This window comes from Saccharopolyspora soli, from assembly GCF_022678645.1.
Lineage (GTDB): Bacteria > Actinomycetota > Actinomycetes > Mycobacteriales > Pseudonocardiaceae > Saccharopolyspora > Saccharopolyspora soli.
In genome coordinates this window covers 1-18,286 of sequence record NZ_JALBWV010000016.1, presented here as the reverse complement: position 1 = coordinate 18,286, position 18,286 = coordinate 1, and the positions used below count along the sequence as shown (strand labels likewise).

The window sequence follows — 18,286 nt, the reverse complement described above, 5'->3', positions numbered from 1 at the left end:
ATGTTGCGTTTCGCCGTCGCCCCGAGCGGCTTCAAGGAATGCCTGGACGCCGACGCGGTCGCCACCGGAATCCGCACCGGCATTCGCCGGGTGGTTCCGGCCGCGATCATCGACACCATCCCGCTGATCGACGGCGGCGAAGGCTCGGCGCGGCTGCTGGCCAGGTCGACCGGTGGCGAACTGGTCCCGGTCGTGGTCACCGGCCCGGTCGGCAAGCCGGTGGACTCGTACTTCACGTTGCTCGGCGGTGCCGGTCCGCGCACTGCTTTCGTGGAGATGGCCGCCGCCGCTGGGCTTTCCCTGGTGCCGCCGGACCAGCGCGATCCCGGTGCCACGACCAGCTTCGGTGTCGGCGAGCTGATCGCCGCCGCGCTGGACGCCGACGTGGCGAAGATCATCATCGGCTGCGGGGATTCCGGGATCTGCGACGGCGGCGCGGGTGCGCTGCAGGCGCTGGGTGCTCGGGTGCTGGACGCCGACGGAGCGGAGGTGGGCCGTGGCGGCGCGGAGCTGGGCCGAGCCCGTCGACTTGACGTCGGTGGCCTGGATCCGCGACTGTCCGAAGTGGACATCACCGTCGCGGTGAACCCGAAGAACGTGCTGTGCGGGCCGAACGGCGTCGCGCGTTGCTACGGGCCGCAGAAAGGCGCGTCGCCGGAGCAGGTCGAGCAGCTCGCCGCGGCCATGCGGAGCTGGGCGGACACCCTGCGGCAGCACTGCGGCATCGAGTTCGCCGAGCTGCCCGGCAGCGGCGCGTCGGGTGGACTCGGCGCCGGGCTGGCTGGTGGACTCGGCGCGCGGTTGGCGTCGCGGTTCGACGTGTTCATCGAGAGCAGCGACCTGGAGCAGCGGTTGCGGGCCGCCGACCTGGTGATCACCGCGGAGGGTGCGATCGACGCGTCCACCGCGCTCGGCAAGATCCCCACCGAGGTGGCGCGGCGGGCGAAGCGGCACGGCAAGCCGGTGATCGCGTTGTGCGGCACCATCGGCCCCGGCGCGGACACCAGCTACGAGCACGGGATCGACGCGATCACCGGCATCGTGACCGGACCGGTGGAGCTGGCCGACGCGATCAGCCGCGCCCCGGAGCTGATCGCGGACGCCACCGCCCGGACCCTCCGGATGCTCCTGGTCGGCCGCACCTTACGAGCAGCGTGATTTGTTGGTCGTGAGTGGTTGTGGTCGCTATAGCGACCATTACCACTCACGACGAGTCAGCGGCCGACGGCGTAGCCCTGGTTGCCTCGGGGGTTGGCGGCGGCGCGCAGCAGGCCGGACTCCGGGTCGCGGGAGACCGCCGAGAGGCGGCCGAGCTCCCATGGACCCGCGTCCAGCACGTCGTGGCCCCGGCGGCTGAGCTCCGCGAGGCGCTCTGCGCCGAGGCGGGACTCCGCGACGACGCGGCCGGGCTCCCAGCCTCGCGGGTAGAAGGAGCTCGGGAACGCGGCGGAGTGCCAGGCCGGTGAGTCGATCGCCTCCTGGAGGTTCAGCCCGGCGTGCACGTGCGCCAGCCAGAAGCACAGCTGCCACTGGTCCTGCTGATCGCCGCCCGGCGTGCCGAAGGCCAGCGTCGGCACGCCACCGCGCAGCGCCAGCGACGGGGTCAGCGTGATCCGCGGCCGCTTGCCCGGTGCCAGCGAGTTCGGCAAACCCCGGTCCAGCCAGAACATCTGGGCCCGGCTGCCGAGGCAGAAACCCAGTTCCGGGATGGTCGGCGAGGACTGCAACCAGCCGCCGGACGGCGTCGCCGAGATCATGTTGCCCCACCGGTCCACCACATCGACGTGCACCGTGTCGCCGCGGCTCTCCCCGCTCGGCGCCACCGTGGGTTCACCGATGCCAGCAGCGCCGGTGTCCTTCGAGCCGTCCACGCCGCGCCCTTCGGCGACGTGCGCGGGCAGGACCGCGTTGCGACCGCCCGGCGCACCTGGGCGCAGGTCGAGCGAGGCGCGCTCGCCGATCAGCGCGCGGCGGGTGGCGGCGTAGTCGCGGGACACCAGGTCGGCGAAGACGTCGGGATCCGCGGAGTCGCCGTACCACGCCTCGCGGTCGGCGAAGGCGAGCTTGGCCGCCTCGACCGCGACGTGCACCGTGTCCGCGTCGGCGATCCCGTCGGTGTAGTTGATCTGATCGGTCAGGCCCTCCAGGATCCGCAGTTGCTGCGCCAAAGCCGGGCCCTGCGTCCAGATGCCGAACTTCGCCAAGGTCCAATCGCCCGGCAGGTCGACGGTCAGCGGCGCCTCGAAACTGGCCTCGAACTCGGCCATGTCCTGCGCGGTGAGGACTCCCGCGTGGTCCCGCCCGGAATTGTCCCGGTGCGGCGTGCGCACGAACTTCTCGACCGCTTCGGCCACGAAACCCTGCGACCAGGCACGGCGGGCGGCGTCGATCTGCGCCTCGCGACCGGCGCCAGCTGCCTCACCTTCGGCGAGCAGCCGCTCCCAGGTGTCGGCCAACGCCGGGTTCTTGAACACGCTGCCCGCAACGGGCGGCGCGCCGTCGGACAGCCAGAGCTGGGCCGAGGTCGGCCAGTGCTCGACGAACATCTCGCGGACCGTGTCGACGGTGGTGTTGATCCGCGCCACGACCGGGAACCCGCTGCGGGCGTAGCCGATCGCGTACTTCAGCACGTCGCGGAGCGTCTTGGTGCCGTGATCGCGCAGCAGCAACAGCCAGCCGTCCCACGCGCCCGGCACGGTGGTCGCCAGGAATCCGGTGCCCGGCACCAGGTCCAGGCCGAGTTCGTCGCGGTAGTGGGCGATCGTCGCCCCGGCCGGGGCCGGGCCCTGGCCGCAGAGCGCGCGCGGGCGCGGATCGTCCGCGGTGGCGAACAGCGCGGGGACTTCGCCGCCCGGACCGTTCAGGTGCGGTTCGACTACCTGCAGGACGAAACCGGCCGCGACCGCGGCGTCGAAGGCGTTTCCGCCGTCCTCCAGCACGGCCATGCCTGCCGCGGAGGCGAGCCAGTGCGTGGAGGCGACCATGCCGTGCGTGCCAGCGAGTTCCGGGCGAGTGGTAAACACGTCAACTACCCTAGGCCCCGATCACCACTTCTAGCGATAGTCGGGCAGTTTTGCCCAAGCGCTTGTCTTTGTTCTTTTGAAGCGGCGAAGCCGCTTAGCCCACCCTCACAACCGGCACCGCCGCGGGTTCTCAGACGTCGTGTCGGGAGGACAGCCACGACGTGGTGTATCGGACATACATGATGTCGGGGATCCCGGACCGAGACAGCGTCTGAGGTTCCGCCACCCGCACCGTCACGCAAGACGAGCTTGGAAGACATGCTCCAAATCAGCGGGTTCTGCCGACGCCGCGCCAGGACAGACCCGCTCGGCGCAGGACGTCCGGGTCGAGGTGGTTTCGGGTGTCCACGACCACCGGGCCGTCCAGCGCGTCGGCCAGCCGGTTCCAGTCCAGCGTCCGGAACTCCTGCCACTCGGTCAGCAGCACCAGCGCCGCGGCGTCCTTCGCGGCCTGGTACGGGTCGTCCACCAACGTCACTTCCGGCGGCAGCTGCGCCTCGTCACCGCGCAGTCCGGGGTCGTAGGCGACGAGCTCCGCACCGCGTTCGGCCAGCAGCCGCGCCACCTCCAACGCCGGTGAGTCGCGCACGTCGTCGGTGCCCGCCTTGAAGGTCAAGCCCAGCAGTGCCAGCCGCACCCCGTCCAGGCTGCCGCCGCAGGCTTCGACGACCTTGGTCGCCATCCGCTCGCGCTGCCGCGCGTTCGACGAGATGGTGGCCTGCAACAACGGGAATTCGAAGTCCACCGCCTCCGCGACCTGCAACAACGCCGCGGTGTCCTTCGGCAGGCAGGAGCCGCCCCAGCCCGGTCCCGGTTGCAGGAACGACTGCCCGATCCGGCGGTCGTAGCCCATCCCCTCGGTCACGTCGGCGATGTCCGCGCCCAGCCGCTCGCACAACTCCGCGATCGCGTTGACGTAGGAGAGCTTCGTCGCCAGGAAGCAGTTCGCCGCGTACTTGACCATCTCGGCGCTTGCCGCGTCGGTGAGCACTGTCGGCGCACCGAGCCGCGCGTACAGCGCCGCCACCCGTTCAGCCGCGTCCTGGCTGTCCGAGCCGACCACGATCCGGTCCGGGTTCAGGAAGTCGCGCACCGCCGAGCCCTCGCGCAGGAACTCCGGGTTGCTGACCACCGCGACGTCATCGCGCCCCACCAGCTCGCGCAACCGCGCCGAAGTGCCCACCGGCACCGTCGACTTGGTCACCAGCACGCATCCCTCGGGCAGCAACTCGCGCACTTCGCCAGCCACCGATTCCACGGCCGCCAGGTCGGCCCGGCCGCCGGAGCCCATCGGCGTCGGCACGCACAGGAAGACCACCTCGGCCTCGGCGACCGCATCGGCCGAGGAGACCACAAAGGACAACCGACCGGCCGCGATGCCCTCCTGCACCAGCTCACCGAGGCCGGGCTCGTGGATCCGCACTTCACCACGGGAGAGCTGCTCGACCTTCGCGGCGTTCACATCGCTGCACACCACCCGGTGCCCGAGCGACGCGAGACACGCCCCGGTCGTCAGCCCGACGTACCCGGTTCCGACCACAACGATCCGACGGGCGAACACCAGTCACACACCCCTTCACCTCGCACGACCGATCGGTCGCGGGCCCCACCGGCATGGTGGCACATCACCTGCCCAGCGGAACCGGCTTCGCCAACTGTTCACGCGCCGTACGTCCTACGTGACGAGCCGGTGACCGGCCGTTTAGGCTCACCAGCCGTGGAACAGCGACGCTTGGGCGAATCCGGTCTCGTGGTGAGTGCTGTCGGCCTCGGTTGCAACAACCTCGGCCGACCGGGCACGGCAACTGAATCCCTGGCTGGCGCACGAGCCGTGGTGGATGCCGCGCTCGATGCCGGGATCACCTTCTTCGACGTAGCCGACGTCTACGGCTCGCCGCGCGGGCGCAGCGAGGAGTTGCTCGGGCAGGCGCTGTCCGGACGCCGCGAGCACGCGATCATCGCCACCAAGTTCGGCATGGACATGCAGGGCAACAACGGCCCGGACTTCACCGCGCGCGGCTCCCGCCGCTACGTGCGCCGGGCCGTCGAGTCGTCGCTGCGCCGCCTGGCCACCGACTGGATCGACCTCTACCAGCTGCACCGACCGGACCGGCTCACGCCGATGGAGGAAACCCTGTCGGTGCTCGACGACCTGGTGCGCGAAGGCAAGATCCGCTACCTCGGGCACTGCAACCTGGCGGGCTGGGAGATCGCCGACGCGTCGTGGACGTCCTCCTCGTCCGCGTTGACCGCACCGGTGTCGGCGCAGAACCACTACTCGCTGCTGGCGCGGGAGGCCGAACGCGAGGTGGTCCCGGCCTGCAAGCGGTTCGGCGTCGGGATCATCCCGTACTTCCCGCTTGCCAACGGGCTGCTCACCGGCAAGTACCGGCAGGACCAGGAACCGCCTGCGGGCAGCCGGTTGGCGAACCGGAACCAGATGCTGGCGGACGCGCCGTGGGAACGCATCGAGCGGCTGCGAACCTTCGCCGAACAGCGCGGCATCCCGATGACCTCGGTCGCGGTCGGCTGGCTGGCCGCGCAAGAGGTGGTCGGCTCGGTGATCACCGGCGCCACCACGCCGGAGCAGGTCCAGGCGAACGCGGTGGCTGGCGAATGGCGCCCCACCCAAGCGGATCTGGAGACCATCGACACGATTTCCCCACCTCTGCAACGCTGAAAGCCTGTCTTCGAACTCGTTCTGCGCGGCGGTGCGGGTAGCGGAACCTCACACGCCGTCTCCGTCCGGGATCCCCGACATCATGTACGCCCAATACACCAGGTCGAGGTAGGTCCTCCCAGAGAACGCCAGTGGGCACAGCCTGAGAACCCGCCGCGGTGCCGGTTGCGAGCGTGGGCTAAGCGGCTGGCGCCGCTTCAAAGAACAAGAACAAAGACAGACACTGAGATGAGCCATTTGGGCTATGACCACGGTCGGTGATGGGGTTTTCGCTCGGACGGACAGCAGAAATGCACCGGTGGCCGACGCGCCGGGCCGGTTTCACCGACCACGCTCTTTCGCATGGAGCTGATCGGGATCGCCGCACTGTTCGCTGGCCTGGCGCTGCTGGCCGCGCTGCCGCTGGTGGCGTTGCTGGCGCTGGTCGAGATGACTTCGCAACGACGGGTGCAACGCCATCGCTGACCGCCGATTCGCCGCCTGTCCGTTCCGCGTCAGATGCTGGGCAAGGCCGTTCCCGGGTGTTAGACATGCCGGGATACCCGCAACAGACGCAAAGGAACGAGCAGATGCTGATCACCGACACCGCGGCGATCGTCACCGGCGGGGCTTCCGGCCTTGGCGCGGCCACCGCGCGAGCACTCGCCTCACGCGGAGCGCAGGTGTTCGCGGTGGACCTGCCGGACGCCGCGGCCGCCGCGCCGGTCGTCGACGGGGTCACCTACACGGCCGCCGACGTCACTGACGCGGACCAGGTGCGGACCGCGGTCGAGCAGGCCGCCGGCGCCGGGACCCCGCTGCGGATCGTGGTGAACTGCGCGGGCATCGGGCCGTCCGCGCGGATCGTCGGGCGGCAGGGCCCGCACGACTTCGACCTGTTCCGCAAGGTCATCGAGGTCAACCTGATCGGCACCTTCAACGTGCTGCGGCTGGCCGCGGCGGCGATCGGGCAGACCGAACCCGATCAGCAGGGGCAGCGCGGCGTGGTGATCAACACCGCCTCGGTCGCCGCGTTCGACGGGCAGATCGGCCAGGCCGCCTACGCGGCGTCCAAGGGCGGGGTGGCGAGCCTGACGCTGCCCGCCGCACGCGACCTGGCCTCGGCCGGGATCCGCGTGATGACCATCGCGCCGGGCATCGTGGACACCCCGATGCTGGCCACCATCAGCGACGAGTTCCGCACCGGGCTGGCCGCGAGCGTGCCGTTCCCGAAGCGGCTGGGCACGCCCGACGATTTCGCGCAGCTCGCGGTGGACATCGTCGAGCACGACTACCTCAACGGCGAGGTCATCCGGATGGACGGCGCACTGCGGATGGCACCGCGGTAATCGGTGGGAGGGAGCTTCGCCGATGGGCGAGGTCATGAAGGCCGTGCAGTACCCGCGCATCGGTGCGGGACCGGTGGTCGTCGAGGTGCCCAAGCCCGAACCCGGCCCCGGCCAGGTGCTGCTGGCGGTGACCGCCGCCGGGATGTGCCATTCGGACGTCGCGCTGATGAGCTGGCCAGCGGAGCGGCTCCCGTTCCAGCTGCCGATAACCCTCGGGCACGAAGGCGTTGGCACGGTCGCCGAACTGGGCCCCGGCGCACGAGGTGTGACCGAGGGCGATTCCGTCGCGGTGTACGGCGCATGGGGCTGCGGGGTGTGCCGGAACTGCGCGCAAGGCAAGGAGAACTACTGCACCAGCGCCGCCCGGCTGGGCATCCGGCCACCCGGCCTCGGCTGGCCCGGAGCGATGGCCGAGTACCTGCTGGTGGACGACGTCCGGCACCTGCTTCCGCTGAACGGCCTGGATCCGGCGCAGGCCGCGCCGCTGACCGACGCCGGGCTGACCCCCTACCACGCGATCAAGCGGTCGCTGCCGAAGCTGGTCGGCGGCAGCACAGCGCTGGTGATCGGCGCGGGCGGCCTCGGGCACCTCGCCGTGCAGATCCTGCGCGCCACCACCGGTGCGCAGGTGATCGCGCTGGACGTGGCGGACGAGAAGCTGGCGCTGGCCCGGCAGGTCGGCGCGCACGAGGCGGCGCGTTCGGACGACATGGCGCCGCAGCGGGTCCGGCAGTTGACCGGCGGGCTGGGCGCGGACGTGGTGCTGGACTTCGTCGGAACCGAGTCGACGGTGCGGATCGCCGCGCGGTCGGTCGCGGTGGCAGGCGACATCACCATCGTCGGGGTCGGTGGGGCGCCGCTGCCGGTGGCGTTCGGGCTGCTGCCGCACGAGGTTTCGGTGACCTCGCCGTACTGGGGTAGCCGCGCGGAGTTGATCGAAGTCCTCGACCTGGCCCGGTCGGGCGAGGTGCGGGCGCACGTCGAGACCTTCGGCCTCGACCAGGCGCCGGAGGTGTACGAGCGGCTGCACGACGGCCAGGTCAACGGCCGCGCCGTCGTCGTGCCGTAGGGTCGTGAGTGCTCAACCGGGCTCCAACCCGGTTTGGCGCTCACGACCTTCAGAGGTCGGCCGCGTACGGGATTCGGTGGGCCGCTTCGGAAGTCATCCAGCGGCGGATCGTCCAGGTCGCGCGCACGTCGTCCTCGTTGTAGCGCAGGATCCGGTCGCGCTGGGACAGCACCGGCGCGTCGCCGCACAGGCCCACCGCGTCGCGGTACCAGCGCATCGAGTTCTCGCCGCTGGCCTCGGCGTCCCGCCAGCCGAACCCGGCGCTCGGCGCGATCACCTTCAGGCCCTTGCCGTTCGGGCAGAGGAACTGCTCCCGCACCGAGGCGAACAGGTCGACCCACTCGGCGGAGTCGATGAACTCGCGCACCTCGGCCACCGACGGCACACCCGGCTTCCCGGCGAACCGCTCGGCGGACGCGAGCATCCAGCGGTTCTCCGCGAGCTCGTTGTAGCAGTAGGCGCGGAAGCTCAAACCGCGCTCGTACGCGCGGCGGCGCACCGAACCGAACCACGTCCAGAACTCCGCGAAGGAACGCGCCTCGTCGTCGGAGGGCAGCGGCTCCCAGCTGACGAACGCCTGGTAACCCGGTTCCTCGCCGATGTCCACCCCGGACAGCCAACAACCCCACAGGTAGGCCCCGGCGTCGGCGTAGCTCTCCATGTCCACGTCGACTTCCACGTCCGCGCGCGGCACCGTCAGCTCGCGCACCCGTCGCACCAGCGGCAGGTTCCGCAGCCATGCCTTGGCGAGCAGGATCGCATCGGTGTTGCGGACCCCGGTCAGCGGCAGCTGTTCGGCGCTGTCCAGCGGCACCGCGGCCAGCTGCTCCACTGTGGACACGCCCATGTCGCGCAGCGCGACGGCGTCCTCGCCGCGCACCACCAGGCTGACGTCGCTGGCTTCGCGCAGCCGCGCTTCGCAGGTCGGCCACCACGGGCAGCCCTTGCACTCGGTGATCCGGGAGGGCAGCGCCAGCGGTTCGTCCTGCGCGGCAGCGGCCGAGGCCACCGCCAAGCGGTCGGCGAACCGGACCTCGTACTCGGTGAGCGCGGTGCGGCCACCGGGCCAGTTCGGCACCTCCAGGTCGTGCCACAGCACCACGTCGGCCTCAACGCCGATCACGCCACCGACGTGCTCCGTCGCACCCATCTCGCATGCCTGCAGCAGCCGGACGGCGTGCGCCAGGCGGAGTTGGTCGCGGGGCTGCGCCCGCACCTTGCGGGTCGGATCGGTCCGGGCGGCTGCCAGTTCGGGCCGGTCGATCGGCGACACGCGGGCGCCGCTGCCCGGATCGGTGATCTTGTGCCGCACCACCAGCACCGGTACGTAACCATCGTCGGTGCGCACCAGCAGGTCGACGACACCGCGCCGACCACCGATCTCATCCGTTGGCAGTTGGGCGGTGGAGATGTAGCGGGTCCCGGCGCGCATCGCGGCCAGCGTCAGTTCCTCGCGGCTTTCCGCGCCGCCGCGCGGGATTTCCGTCCAGTCCGCGCCGAGCACCCTGCTCAGCCACTTCGCGACGGCCTGGCGGTGCTCCGCGGCGTCGGCGATGCGCTGTTCGATACCCAGGTCCACCGGCGCGAGGGGTTGGTCCCGCATGGCAGGGTCGTGCTCAAGATGTACGCGCCGACGACAACGAGTCACGACGCCAGCATCGAGCAGCACCCTTTCCTTCACGGGTAAAGGTTATGCCGTCGCCCTGACAGGCGCGCCCATCACCCCGGTGACATGACCCGGACTCGATTACGCAGCGTGCACGATCAGTGGTCAGTTGATGTCGTGCCGCCTGGAATCCGGACTTAGAGTGACCGCAGTGGAACCGCCGAACAGGGGAGACCTGGGTGAGAAAGCGCACTGCCGGGCGCCGCGGCCGCAAGGAGGTCCCGACCGACTCCCGCAAGGTGGCCAAGCAGGCGAAGAAGGCGGACAAGAAGGCCGCCAAGGCGATGAAGAAGGGCGAGCACGGGCACATCACCCCCGGCAACGCCAAGAAGGTCATCGGGGTGGCCAAAGTGGTCGGGCCGGTGCTCGCCCCGTTCGCGATCCGCGCGGTGGCGGCCGTCCGCGACGGCTACGACCGGATGCGCGCGCGACGACTAGGGGTGCCGGTCGACCAGCTCGGCAGCTTCACCGGCAAGGGTGCGGCGCTGCACGCGAGGATCGCGGGCGACGCGAACGCGTTGCGCGACCTGCGCGCGCAGTCGGCGGATGGTGCAGAGGCGAAGCTCGCCGCGGAGCAGTACGCGGAGCGGACTGCGGCGCGGCTGGAGCAGCTGACCAGCGCGGTGCGCGCGGCGGAGCGGATGCCCGCGCAGCGGCGGAAGTCGGCGCATCGCGCGGTCAACGCCGAACTCGGCCGGATCGAGGGCGAACTCCTGACCCGCCTCGGCATCCCGACCAAGAACGCCAAGTGGCCCTGATTCCACAATGCGAAACCGTTGTCTCGAAACGGCGGTTTTTCCAAGACGGGCTCTAAAACCAGCCGTCCATTTTGCCTCTTTTGCGCGTGTCCGTCTTGGGCAAAACTGACACTTCACCCGTGCCGGGGTGGATGGCGCCGTTGGCGGTCAGCTTCGCCAACGGCGCCTTCGGGTCAGCGGCCCGCGGCTTGGCCGCCGCCGGGGAGCGTCACCAGGCCCTGCTCGACCATCCAGTCGCGCGCGACGTCGGCCGGGTCGCGGCCGTCGACGTCCACCTGGGCGTTGAGCTTGATCAGCTCCTCGTTGGTCAGCTTCGCCGACACCGGTTCGAACACGGCGGTGAGCTGCGGGTAGCGCTTGAGCAGCTCGTCGCGGGTGGTGATGCCGATGTTGTACCGGGGGAAGAACAGCTTGTCGTCGGCGAGCACCTTCAGGTTCAGCGCCTGGATCCGCCCGTCGGTGGTGAACACCTCGCCGAAGGTGCAGGTCCCGTTCGCGGTCGCCTGGTAGATGCTGCCCTCGGTCAGCGTCTTCGTCTTCGACTTGTCGGCGGTGAAGCCGTACTCCTTCTCCACGCCGGGCATGCCGTCGTTGCGGTTGGCGAACTCGGTGTCGATGCAGAACGTGGCCTCGTCCGGGCGTTCGGCGATGATCCTCGGGATGTCCGAGAGCTTCTCCACGCCCAACCGCCGCGCCGCGTCCTGGTTGACCGCGAACGCGTAGGTGTTGTCCACCTGGTAGTCGATCGCGGTCCAGGCGACCCCGTTGCGTTCCAGGTCCTGCCGTTTGACCGCCTCGAACTGCTGACGGGCGTCCGGGATCGGATCGGTGTTGCCGTTGTAGCTGATCCAGGACGTTCCGGTGTAGTCCCACAGGACGTCGATCTGTTCGCTGACCAGTGCGCGCCGAGCGGTGGAGGAGCCGACGATGCTGCTCAGGTCCCGCACGTTCGCACCGGCCGCGGACAGCGCGAACTGGGCGATGTAGCCGAGCACCAGCTGCTCGGTGAACGCCTTGGACCCCACCGTGAAGGTGACGCCCTCCAACTCCGGAATCCGCTGGATGGAGCCGGATTCCACTTGCAGCGGCACCGAACTACCGGAGCTCAGGCCGCAGCCGGACAGCAGCACGCCGGTCATCGCCAGCGACACCAGCTTGACCGCACTGCGGCGCGACATGCGCGGCTTCATCGCAACCCCCTCGGCGCCAGGTACGTTTCGGCCAGCGCGCCCAACCAGTCGACCAGCAGCGCGAGTGCCATCGCCAGCACCGCGCCGACGATCATGACCGTCCAGTCGTTGAGCTTGTAGCCGGTGTCGATCATTTCGCCGAGCCCACCGGCGCCGACGAACAGCGCCAGCGTCGCGGTGCCCACGGCCAGCACCAACGCGGTGCGCAGACCGGCCAAGATGTAGGGCACCGCCAGCGGCAGCTCGATGCGCGCCAGCACGCCGGTCGCCGACATGCCGATCCCGCGCCCCGCATCGGTCAGTGCTGGATCGACCTGCTGCAACCCGACGATGGTGTTGCGCAGCACCGGCAGCAGCGCGTAGAAGGCGATCGGCAGCACCGCGATCCAGAACCCGGTGGATCCGCCGGTGAACAGGAAGAACAGCACCAGCAGACCCATCGAAGGCGCGGCCTGGCCGATGTTGGCGATACCGATGACCACCGGTACGGCCGGACGCGCCCAGCTGCGGCTGAGCAGCACGCCCAGCGGCACCGCGACCACGATCACGATCAACGCGACCGCGAGGCTGATCAGGAAGTGCGTCCAGGTCAGGCTGAGGATCGACGTCGCGTTGATGCTGCGCGCGGTCACCTCGTCGTTGTCCTGGCTGAACGCCCAGCCCAGCACCGCGGCGACCAGCACCACGACAGCGATCGGCTGCACCGCCAACCGCAGCCGCTCGGCCCTGCGGGACCCGGAATCCGAAGCGAACTGGCTGCTCATGACTGGCCCTCGGCGGGTTCGTCGGCCGCGTGCTCCTCGCGCAGCGCCTTGATGGTGTTCATCACCGTGTCGATGTCGACCACGCCCACGTACTCGCCGCGGGAACCGATGACCACGGCGACGCCGTCGTCATCGGTGAGGATCGCTTCCAGCGCGTCCTGCAAAGTCGACGCCAGGGACACGCTGTCCTCCACCGGCCGACCGGCCCGCTCCAACGTGGACACCGCACCCGCCTCTCGGGCGGTCGCCCAGCGCAGCGGGCGGTTGCGCTTGTCGAGCACCAAGCCGATCGCGCCGCGGCGGGTGCCCAACCGTTCCTTCAACACCGTCGGCGACTCGTCCACGGTCACGGTCGGCACCTGGCCGACCTCGATCTCGCGGACCCGCCGCAAGGTGAGCTGCTTCAGCGCGGCACCGGCGCCGACGAAACCGGCCACGGTGTCGTCGGCCGGGTTGGCCAGGATCGCGTCCGGGGTGTCGTACTGCAGGATTTTGGAGCGATCGCCGAGCACCGCGATCCGGTCGCCGAGCTTGACCGCCTCGTCGAAGTCGTGCGTGACGAACACGATCGTTTTGCCCAGGTCTGCCTGCAGGCGCATCAGTTCGTCCTGCAGCACACCGCGGGTGATCGGGTCCACCGCGCCGAAGGGCTCGTCCATCAGCAGCACCGGCGGGTTGGCCGCCAGCGCCCGCGCCACGCCGACGCGCTGCTGCTGACCGCCGGAGAGCTGCCGCGGGTAGCGGTCGCGGAACTCGGCGGGATCCAGGTTGACCAGGTCGAGCATCTCGTCGACCCGCTCACTGATCCGCTTCTTGTCCCAGCCGACCAGGCCGGGCACCACGCCGACGTTCTCGCCGACGGTCAGGTGCGGGAACAACCCGGCCTGCTGGATCGAGTAGCCGATCTCGCGGCGCAGCTTGTCCGGGTCGAGGCCGAGCACGTCCTGCCCGCCGATGGTGATCTTGCCGGAGGTCGGTTCGATCAACCGGTTGATCATCCGCATGGTGGTGGTCTTGCCGCTGCCCGACGGTCCGACCAGCACCACCATCTCACCGGCCGGAATCGTCATGGACACCGATTCCACCGCGGATTGTTTCTGGCCCGGGTAGCGCTTGGAGACCTCCTCCAGGCAGATCTCCACGCCGTGTCCGCCGGTCGGGGTCGTCTTGTCGTCAGCCACGAATACCTCTCGAAGTCGTCAACCGCCCGAACAGCACGAAGACGGCGTCCAGCAGCAGCGCCAGGATGATCACGCCGACGGTTCCGGCGATGGCCATGTTCAGCGCGTTCGCGCCGCCGAGCTGCTGCAACCCGCTGAAGATCAGGTTGCCCAGTCCCGGTCCCTTGGCGTAGGCGGCGATGGCCGCGATGCCCATCAGCATCTGGGTGCTCACCCGCATGCCCGCGAGGATCGCGGGCCAGGCCAGCCGCAGCTCGACGCGGGTCAGCACGCCGAACCGGCTCATCCCGATGCCGCGGGCCGCGTCCAGGATCGGCTGATCCACTGTGGACAGACCGACGATGGTGTTGCGGATGATCGGCAGCAGCGCGTAGAGCACCAGGGTCACCACCGACGGCGGCACGCCCAGCCCCAGCACGGGGATGAGCAGGCCGAACAGGGCGAACGACGGCACCGTCAGGATCGCGCTGGACAGTGCGGTGGCGATCGCCGCCCCGGCGGGGCTGCGGTAGACCGCAACCCCGACCAGGACGCCGACGATCGTCGCCAGCACGATGCACTGCACCACCATGCTGGCGTGCTGGTAGGAATCCACCAGCAGCGATTGCCACCTGGATACGACGTAGTCCAGGAAATTCACTCGTTACTCTTTCCCACCGGCTAATGCCGTCGCGGTTTCCTCGCCGTTGCCCTCGGCTGGCGTGGTCACCAGCTGGAAGTCGCCGTCGTGCTCCTCGTTGCCCGAGATGACGGCCTGTTCCAGCACTTCGGCGCCCTTGGCGTCGCGCAACGTCAACGGGTCGCTGCGCAGGTCCTTGAGCAGGGCCACGCACATCAACACCATCACGATGGCGAACGGGAGCGCCCCGATGAAGGTGAGGTTCTGGATGCCTTCCAGCGCCTTGTCCTCACCGCCGCCGATGACCAGCATGATCGCGGCGACCGCACCGGTCGCGGCACCCCAGAAGATCACCACCCACCTGCTGGGCTCGATGGAGCCGCGCTGCGAGAGCGTGCCCATCACGATCGACGCGGCATCCGCCCCGGAGACGAAGAAGATCGCCACCAGGATCATCACCAGCACCGAGGTGATCAGCGTCAACGGCAGGTTCGCCAGCACGTCGAAGGTCTGCGCCTCCGCCGAGCCGTCGCCGTAGACCGGGTTGCCCGCCTTCTGGCTGTCGATCGCGGCACCGCCGAAGATCGCGAACCAGACCAGGCTGACCACGCTGGGGACGAGCAGCACGCCGCCGATGAACTGGCGGATCGTGCGGCCCCGGCTGATGCGGGCGATGAACATGCCCACGAACGGCGTCCAGGAGATCCACCACGCCCAGTAGAAGACGGTCCAACCGGCCAGCCACTCCTGCATCTCCGTGCCGCCGGTGGCCCCAGCACGCGAGGCCATCTCGCCGAACTCGCTGATGTAGGACCCCACCGCGGTGGGCAGCAAGTCGAGGATGAACACCGTCGGGCCCACCACGAACACGAAGACCGCCAGCAGCGCCGCCAGCACCATGTTGATGTTGGACAGCCACTGGATGCCCTTGGCCACACCGGAAACCGCCGAGACGATGAAGCACACCGTCAGCACGGCGATGATCGCCACCAGCACGCCGGTGCCAGCTTCGCCGATCGGCCACCCGGCAGCCTGCATCCCGGCGCGGATCTGCAGGGTGCCGATGCCCAGCGAGGCAGCGGAACCGAACAGGGTCGCGAACAGCGCGAGGATGTCGATCAACTTGCCGATCGGCCCCTCGGCGTTGCGCTTGCCGATCAGCGGCAGGAACACCCCGCTGATCGTCTGGCTGCGACCACGGCGGAACGCGCTGTAGGCGATCGCCAGACCCGCCACGGCGTAGATCGCCCACGGGTGCAGCGTCCAGTGGAACAGCGAGGTCGCCATCGCCGTCTTGATGGCCTCTTCGCTCTCACCGGGCACCGTCCCCGGTGGTGGTGAGACGAAGTGGCTCAGCGGCTCGCTAACGCCGAAGAACATCAACCCGATGCCCATACCGGCGCTGAACATCATGGCGATCCAGGAAACCGTTCGGAACTCCGGCTGCTCGCCGTCCTTGCCGAGCGGGATCCGGCCGTACTTACTGAAGGCCAGGAACAGGGCGAAGATGACGAACGCGGTGGCGGCCAGCACGAAGCCCCAGCCGGTGTTGGTGAGCAACCAGCTCAACGCGGCGGACGAGGCCGTGCTGAGCGAGTCGGTGCCCAACGCGCCCCAGAGCACCACGGCGAACATGATTGCCGCAGTGACGCCGAAAACGATCCAATCCGTTCGCGGCTTGCCGAGGAACTCAGGACTTCCTGGATGTTCGGTTGAATGGTGCCCCGCAGCGGGGTCACCACTTCGTTCTGTTTCGGTCGACACAGGTTTCGGCGTCGACTTTCGGCGACGCCCCCTCCTCTCCGTCGTCAGTTACGACGATCTGGAACCAATCGAGCCCGACACATATGCAGGTGGTAGCTCCGGACCGTCTGCAACCCGTAAACCGTGACCCAATCGGGTGAACAAGGCAAGCTCACCTGCGGTCAGCGTGGCCGAACCGACACCTAGACTTGACCGCCGTGGCCGTCAATCTCGCACCTACGCAGGGCGCACTACGCGTCCTGCGCGGTGCCGGGTTGGCCACCACGTCGGCGTCACTGTCCGTAGCCGCGCATGCGGCTGCGGGCGGGTCGCTACCCGATCCGGGTACGACCGTTGTGATCACCGCCTTGCTGGCCGGTGCCGGTGTGGCGCTCGCTGATCGCAAGCGCGGGTCGTGGGGCATTCTAGGGGCTCTGGGGATCAGCCAGCTGGCACTTCACGCATTTCTCCAGCTAGTGGCGTCTCACCAGGACATCGGACACCGGGGAATGCCGTTCGCCCCGCTGACCATGACGCTGGGACACGTCGCGGTGGTGCTGCTGACCGGCTTGCTGCTGGCCCGCGCGGAGCGAGCACTCTTCGTAGTCGCGAAGCTCCTCAGTTCGATCCTGCCCCGCAAGTCCACCCCGTTACCAGTTGTTACGAAGCCGCGCACGGTGTGCATCCCGGCGATCACGGTGCGTGCCCTCGCGCAGCTGATCTACCAGCGGATTCACGCCCGTCGCGGCCCGCCGAAATCTCCTGCGGCCAACTGCGGTCCGGTGGCATTCGCCATCTGATCGTTGCTCCCTCGTCATTTCGCCGCGTACGCGCGCGCGAATAGTTCGAAGTACAGGAGATTTCAAGTAAACATGTCGACAAAGCGATTTGCGGTTCGATCCGCGACACTGACGGCCGCCTGCGGGATTGCCGCACTAATGGGCACCGGAACTGCCCTCGCGCACGTTACGGCGCAGCCCGGCGAGGCCGCCAAGGGCGGTTACGCCAAGGTCGCCTTCCGGGTGCCGAATGAACGGCCGAACGCCTCGACAGTGCAGGTCAAGGTCACACTTCCGGAACAGTTCCCGTTGAGCTCGGTGCGCACCAAGCCGATGCCCGGCTGGACCGCCCAGGTCGAGCGGGTCCAGATCGCCCCGGTCGAGGTGGACGGCGCGCAGGTCACCGAAGCGGTCCGCAGCATCACCTGGACCGCACAGCCCGGCACCCGGATCGGGCCGGACGAGTTCAACGAGTTCGAGGCCACCCTCGGCGCGCTGCCGGACAACACCGATCAGCTCGTGCTGCCCACCACGCAGACCTACGACAACGGCGAGGTGGTGAACTGGGACGCGCCGCCGCCCACCAACGGGGCCGAAGAACCCGAGCACCCCGCGCCGACGCTGAAGTTGGTCGACGAAGCCGAGGGCGAGCACTCGCACGGCACGGCCGCCGCGGGGCAGGAGCCCGCGGCACCGACCGGTGACGACACCGCCCGCTGGCTCGGCGGCGCCGGACTCGTGGTCGGCGCGCTCGGTCTCGGTGTCGGGGCGGGCGCGCTGGCGCGCAGCCGCAGGTCCGACGGGGCCCCGTCCGGTGAGGACCAGCCCGAAGGGACGCAGTCGTGAAGAGGCTGGTGGCCGTCGCGGTGCTGGCGCTGGCCGCGTTGCTCGGCGGCGCGGGTACCGCACTGGCGCACAACGTGCTGGTCAGCAGCGATCCGGCGGACGGCGCGCAGCTGGCCGCCGGACCACGTGAGGTCCGGTTGACCTTCGACCAGCCGGTCCGCTCCGGCGAGGGCTACAACACGGTCACCGTGGTCGGTCCGGACGGCTCGTACTGGACGGATGGGCAGATGCGGGTCGAGGGCAACACGGTCATCGCGTCGGTCCGCGAACTCGGCCCGGCCGGGGTCTACACGATCGGCTACCGGGTGCTGTCCAACGACGGCCACCCGGTGCCGGGCAAGGTCACCTTCACGCTGACCACGGCGGGCAAGGGCGCGCCAGCCCCACCGCCGCAGACCGCGGAACAACCGGGGCAGCAGGCCCAGTCCGAAGAATCGGGCGGCATGCCGATCTGGCCGTGGATAGCGGGAGCGGTGGTCCTAGTGATCGTTGGCCTGGTCCTAGCCCTACGCCTGGGCAAGCCGAAGGGCTGAACATCTCTGTTGTTGAACTCGTCTTGCGTAGCGGTGCGGGTGGCGGAACCTCAGAAGCCTTCTCGGTCCGGGATCCCCGACATCATGTATGCCCAACACCACGTCGA

The 18,286-nt window shown here is 69.4% G+C and carries 17 protein-coding genes; 9 read left to right on the top strand and 8 right to left on the bottom strand.

From position 1 onward, the window contains the following. Nucleotides 1-1,158 (top strand): glycerate kinase family protein, encoded by a 1,158-nt coding sequence (locus MOQ72_RS14275; RefSeq protein WP_242183924.1) that lies wholly within the window; start codon nt 1-3, stop codon nt 1,156-1,158. Nucleotides 1,159-1,214: 56 nt separating this feature from the next. On the opposite strand, the gene MOQ72_RS14270 is transcribed toward MOQ72_RS14275, so the two are convergent. Both MOQ72_RS14270 and MOQ72_RS14265 read right to left on the bottom strand, forming a co-directional pair. After that, nucleotides 1,215-3,023 carry a gamma-glutamyltransferase family protein gene (locus MOQ72_RS14270; protein ID WP_242183923.1) on the bottom strand — a complete coding sequence of 603 codons (1,809 nt, stop codon included), beginning with the start codon at nt 3,021-3,023 and terminating at the stop codon, nt 1,215-1,217. A gap of 268 nt (nt 3,024-3,291) precedes the next feature. Next, nucleotides 3,292-4,584, bottom strand: coding sequence for a UDP-glucose dehydrogenase family protein (locus MOQ72_RS14265; protein WP_242183922.1), 1,293 nt, complete (start codon nt 4,582-4,584; stop codon nt 3,292-3,294). Nucleotides 4,585-4,740: 156 nt separating this feature from the next. On the opposite strand from MOQ72_RS14265, the gene MOQ72_RS14260 reads away from it, so the two are divergent. The 4 genes from MOQ72_RS14260 (at nt 4,741) to MOQ72_RS14250 (ending at nt 8,100) form a co-directional block, all read left to right on the top strand. Continuing rightward, entirely contained in the window at nt 4,741-5,703 is a 963-nt protein-coding gene (locus MOQ72_RS14260; protein ID WP_242183921.1) for an aldo/keto reductase, read from the top strand. A 342-nt stretch (nt 5,704-6,045) separates the two neighbouring features. Beyond that, nucleotides 6,046-6,168, top strand: a complete 123-nt coding sequence (locus tag MOQ72_RS44500; protein ID WP_277954067.1) for a hypothetical protein — start codon at nt 6,046-6,048, stop codon at nt 6,166-6,168. 104 nt (nt 6,169-6,272) lie between these two features. Further along, entirely contained in the window at nt 6,273-7,031 is a 759-nt protein-coding gene (locus tag MOQ72_RS14255) for an SDR family NAD(P)-dependent oxidoreductase (RefSeq protein WP_242183920.1), read from the top strand. A gap of 22 nt (nt 7,032-7,053) precedes the next feature. Beyond that, nucleotides 7,054-8,100: an NAD(P)-dependent alcohol dehydrogenase gene (locus MOQ72_RS14250; protein WP_242183919.1), complete on the top strand. Its 1,047-nt coding sequence runs from the start codon at nt 7,054-7,056 to the stop codon at nt 8,098-8,100. A gap of 49 nt (nt 8,101-8,149) precedes the next feature. Here MOQ72_RS14250 and MOQ72_RS14245 read toward each other — a convergent pair whose 3' ends face one another. Next, nucleotides 8,150-9,781, bottom strand: a complete 1,632-nt coding sequence (locus tag MOQ72_RS14245) for a TM0106 family RecB-like putative nuclease (protein ID WP_242183918.1) — start codon at nt 9,779-9,781, stop codon at nt 8,150-8,152. A 224-nt stretch (nt 9,782-10,005) separates the two neighbouring features. Between MOQ72_RS14245 and MOQ72_RS14240 the strand changes: the two genes are divergently transcribed. Continuing rightward, entirely contained in the window at nt 10,006-10,524 is a 519-nt protein-coding gene (locus MOQ72_RS14240) for a DUF6474 family protein (protein WP_372495377.1), read from the top strand. Nucleotides 10,525-10,697: 173 nt separating this feature from the next. Here MOQ72_RS14240 and MOQ72_RS14235 read toward each other — a convergent pair whose 3' ends face one another. Genes MOQ72_RS14235 through MOQ72_RS14215 form a run of 5 tightly spaced genes read right to left on the bottom strand, consistent with a single transcriptional unit; the run spans nt 10,698 to nt 15,940 of the window. Next, nucleotides 10,698-11,714: a glycine betaine ABC transporter substrate-binding protein gene (locus MOQ72_RS14235; RefSeq protein ID WP_242183916.1), complete on the bottom strand. Its 1,017-nt coding sequence runs from the start codon at nt 11,712-11,714 to the stop codon at nt 10,698-10,700. Continuing rightward, complete coding sequence (locus tag MOQ72_RS14230; RefSeq protein ID WP_242183915.1) at nt 11,711-12,478, bottom strand: ABC transporter permease; 768 nt, start codon at nt 12,476-12,478, stop codon at nt 11,711-11,713. Before MOQ72_RS14230 ends, MOQ72_RS14235 begins: the two co-directional genes overlap by 4 nt. Beyond that, nucleotides 12,475-13,659, bottom strand: a complete 1,185-nt coding sequence (locus MOQ72_RS14225; protein WP_242183914.1) for an ABC transporter ATP-binding protein — start codon at nt 13,657-13,659, stop codon at nt 12,475-12,477. The genes MOQ72_RS14230 and MOQ72_RS14225 overlap by 4 nt, the downstream gene beginning before the upstream one ends. After that, entirely contained in the window at nt 13,652-14,299 is a 648-nt protein-coding gene (locus tag MOQ72_RS14220; RefSeq protein WP_242183913.1) for an ABC transporter permease, read from the bottom strand. Before MOQ72_RS14220 ends, MOQ72_RS14225 begins: the two co-directional genes overlap by 8 nt. A gap of 3 nt (nt 14,300-14,302) precedes the next feature. Beyond that, complete coding sequence (locus MOQ72_RS14215) at nt 14,303-15,940, bottom strand: BCCT family transporter (RefSeq protein WP_308197878.1); 1,638 nt, start codon at nt 15,938-15,940, stop codon at nt 14,303-14,305. A gap of 299 nt (nt 15,941-16,239) precedes the next feature. On the opposite strand from MOQ72_RS14215, the gene MOQ72_RS14210 reads away from it, so the two are divergent. The 3 genes from MOQ72_RS14210 to MOQ72_RS14200 all read left to right on the top strand — a co-directional run bounded on the left by MOQ72_RS14210 (nt 16,240) and on the right by MOQ72_RS14200 (nt 18,179). Further along, a complete protein-coding gene (locus MOQ72_RS14210) occupies nt 16,240-16,821 on the top strand; it encodes a hypothetical protein (protein ID WP_242183910.1) in 582 nt (193 codons plus the stop codon). Nucleotides 16,822-16,959: 138 nt separating this feature from the next. Next, nucleotides 16,960-17,646 carry a YcnI family copper-binding membrane protein gene (locus tag MOQ72_RS14205; RefSeq protein ID WP_242183908.1) on the top strand — a complete coding sequence of 229 codons (687 nt, stop codon included), beginning with the start codon at nt 16,960-16,962 and terminating at the stop codon, nt 17,644-17,646. Then, a complete protein-coding gene (locus MOQ72_RS14200; protein WP_242183907.1) occupies nt 17,643-18,179 on the top strand; it encodes a copper resistance CopC family protein in 537 nt (178 codons plus the stop codon). Before MOQ72_RS14205 ends, MOQ72_RS14200 begins: the two co-directional genes overlap by 4 nt. Nucleotides 18,180-18,286 lie beyond the last annotated feature (107 nt).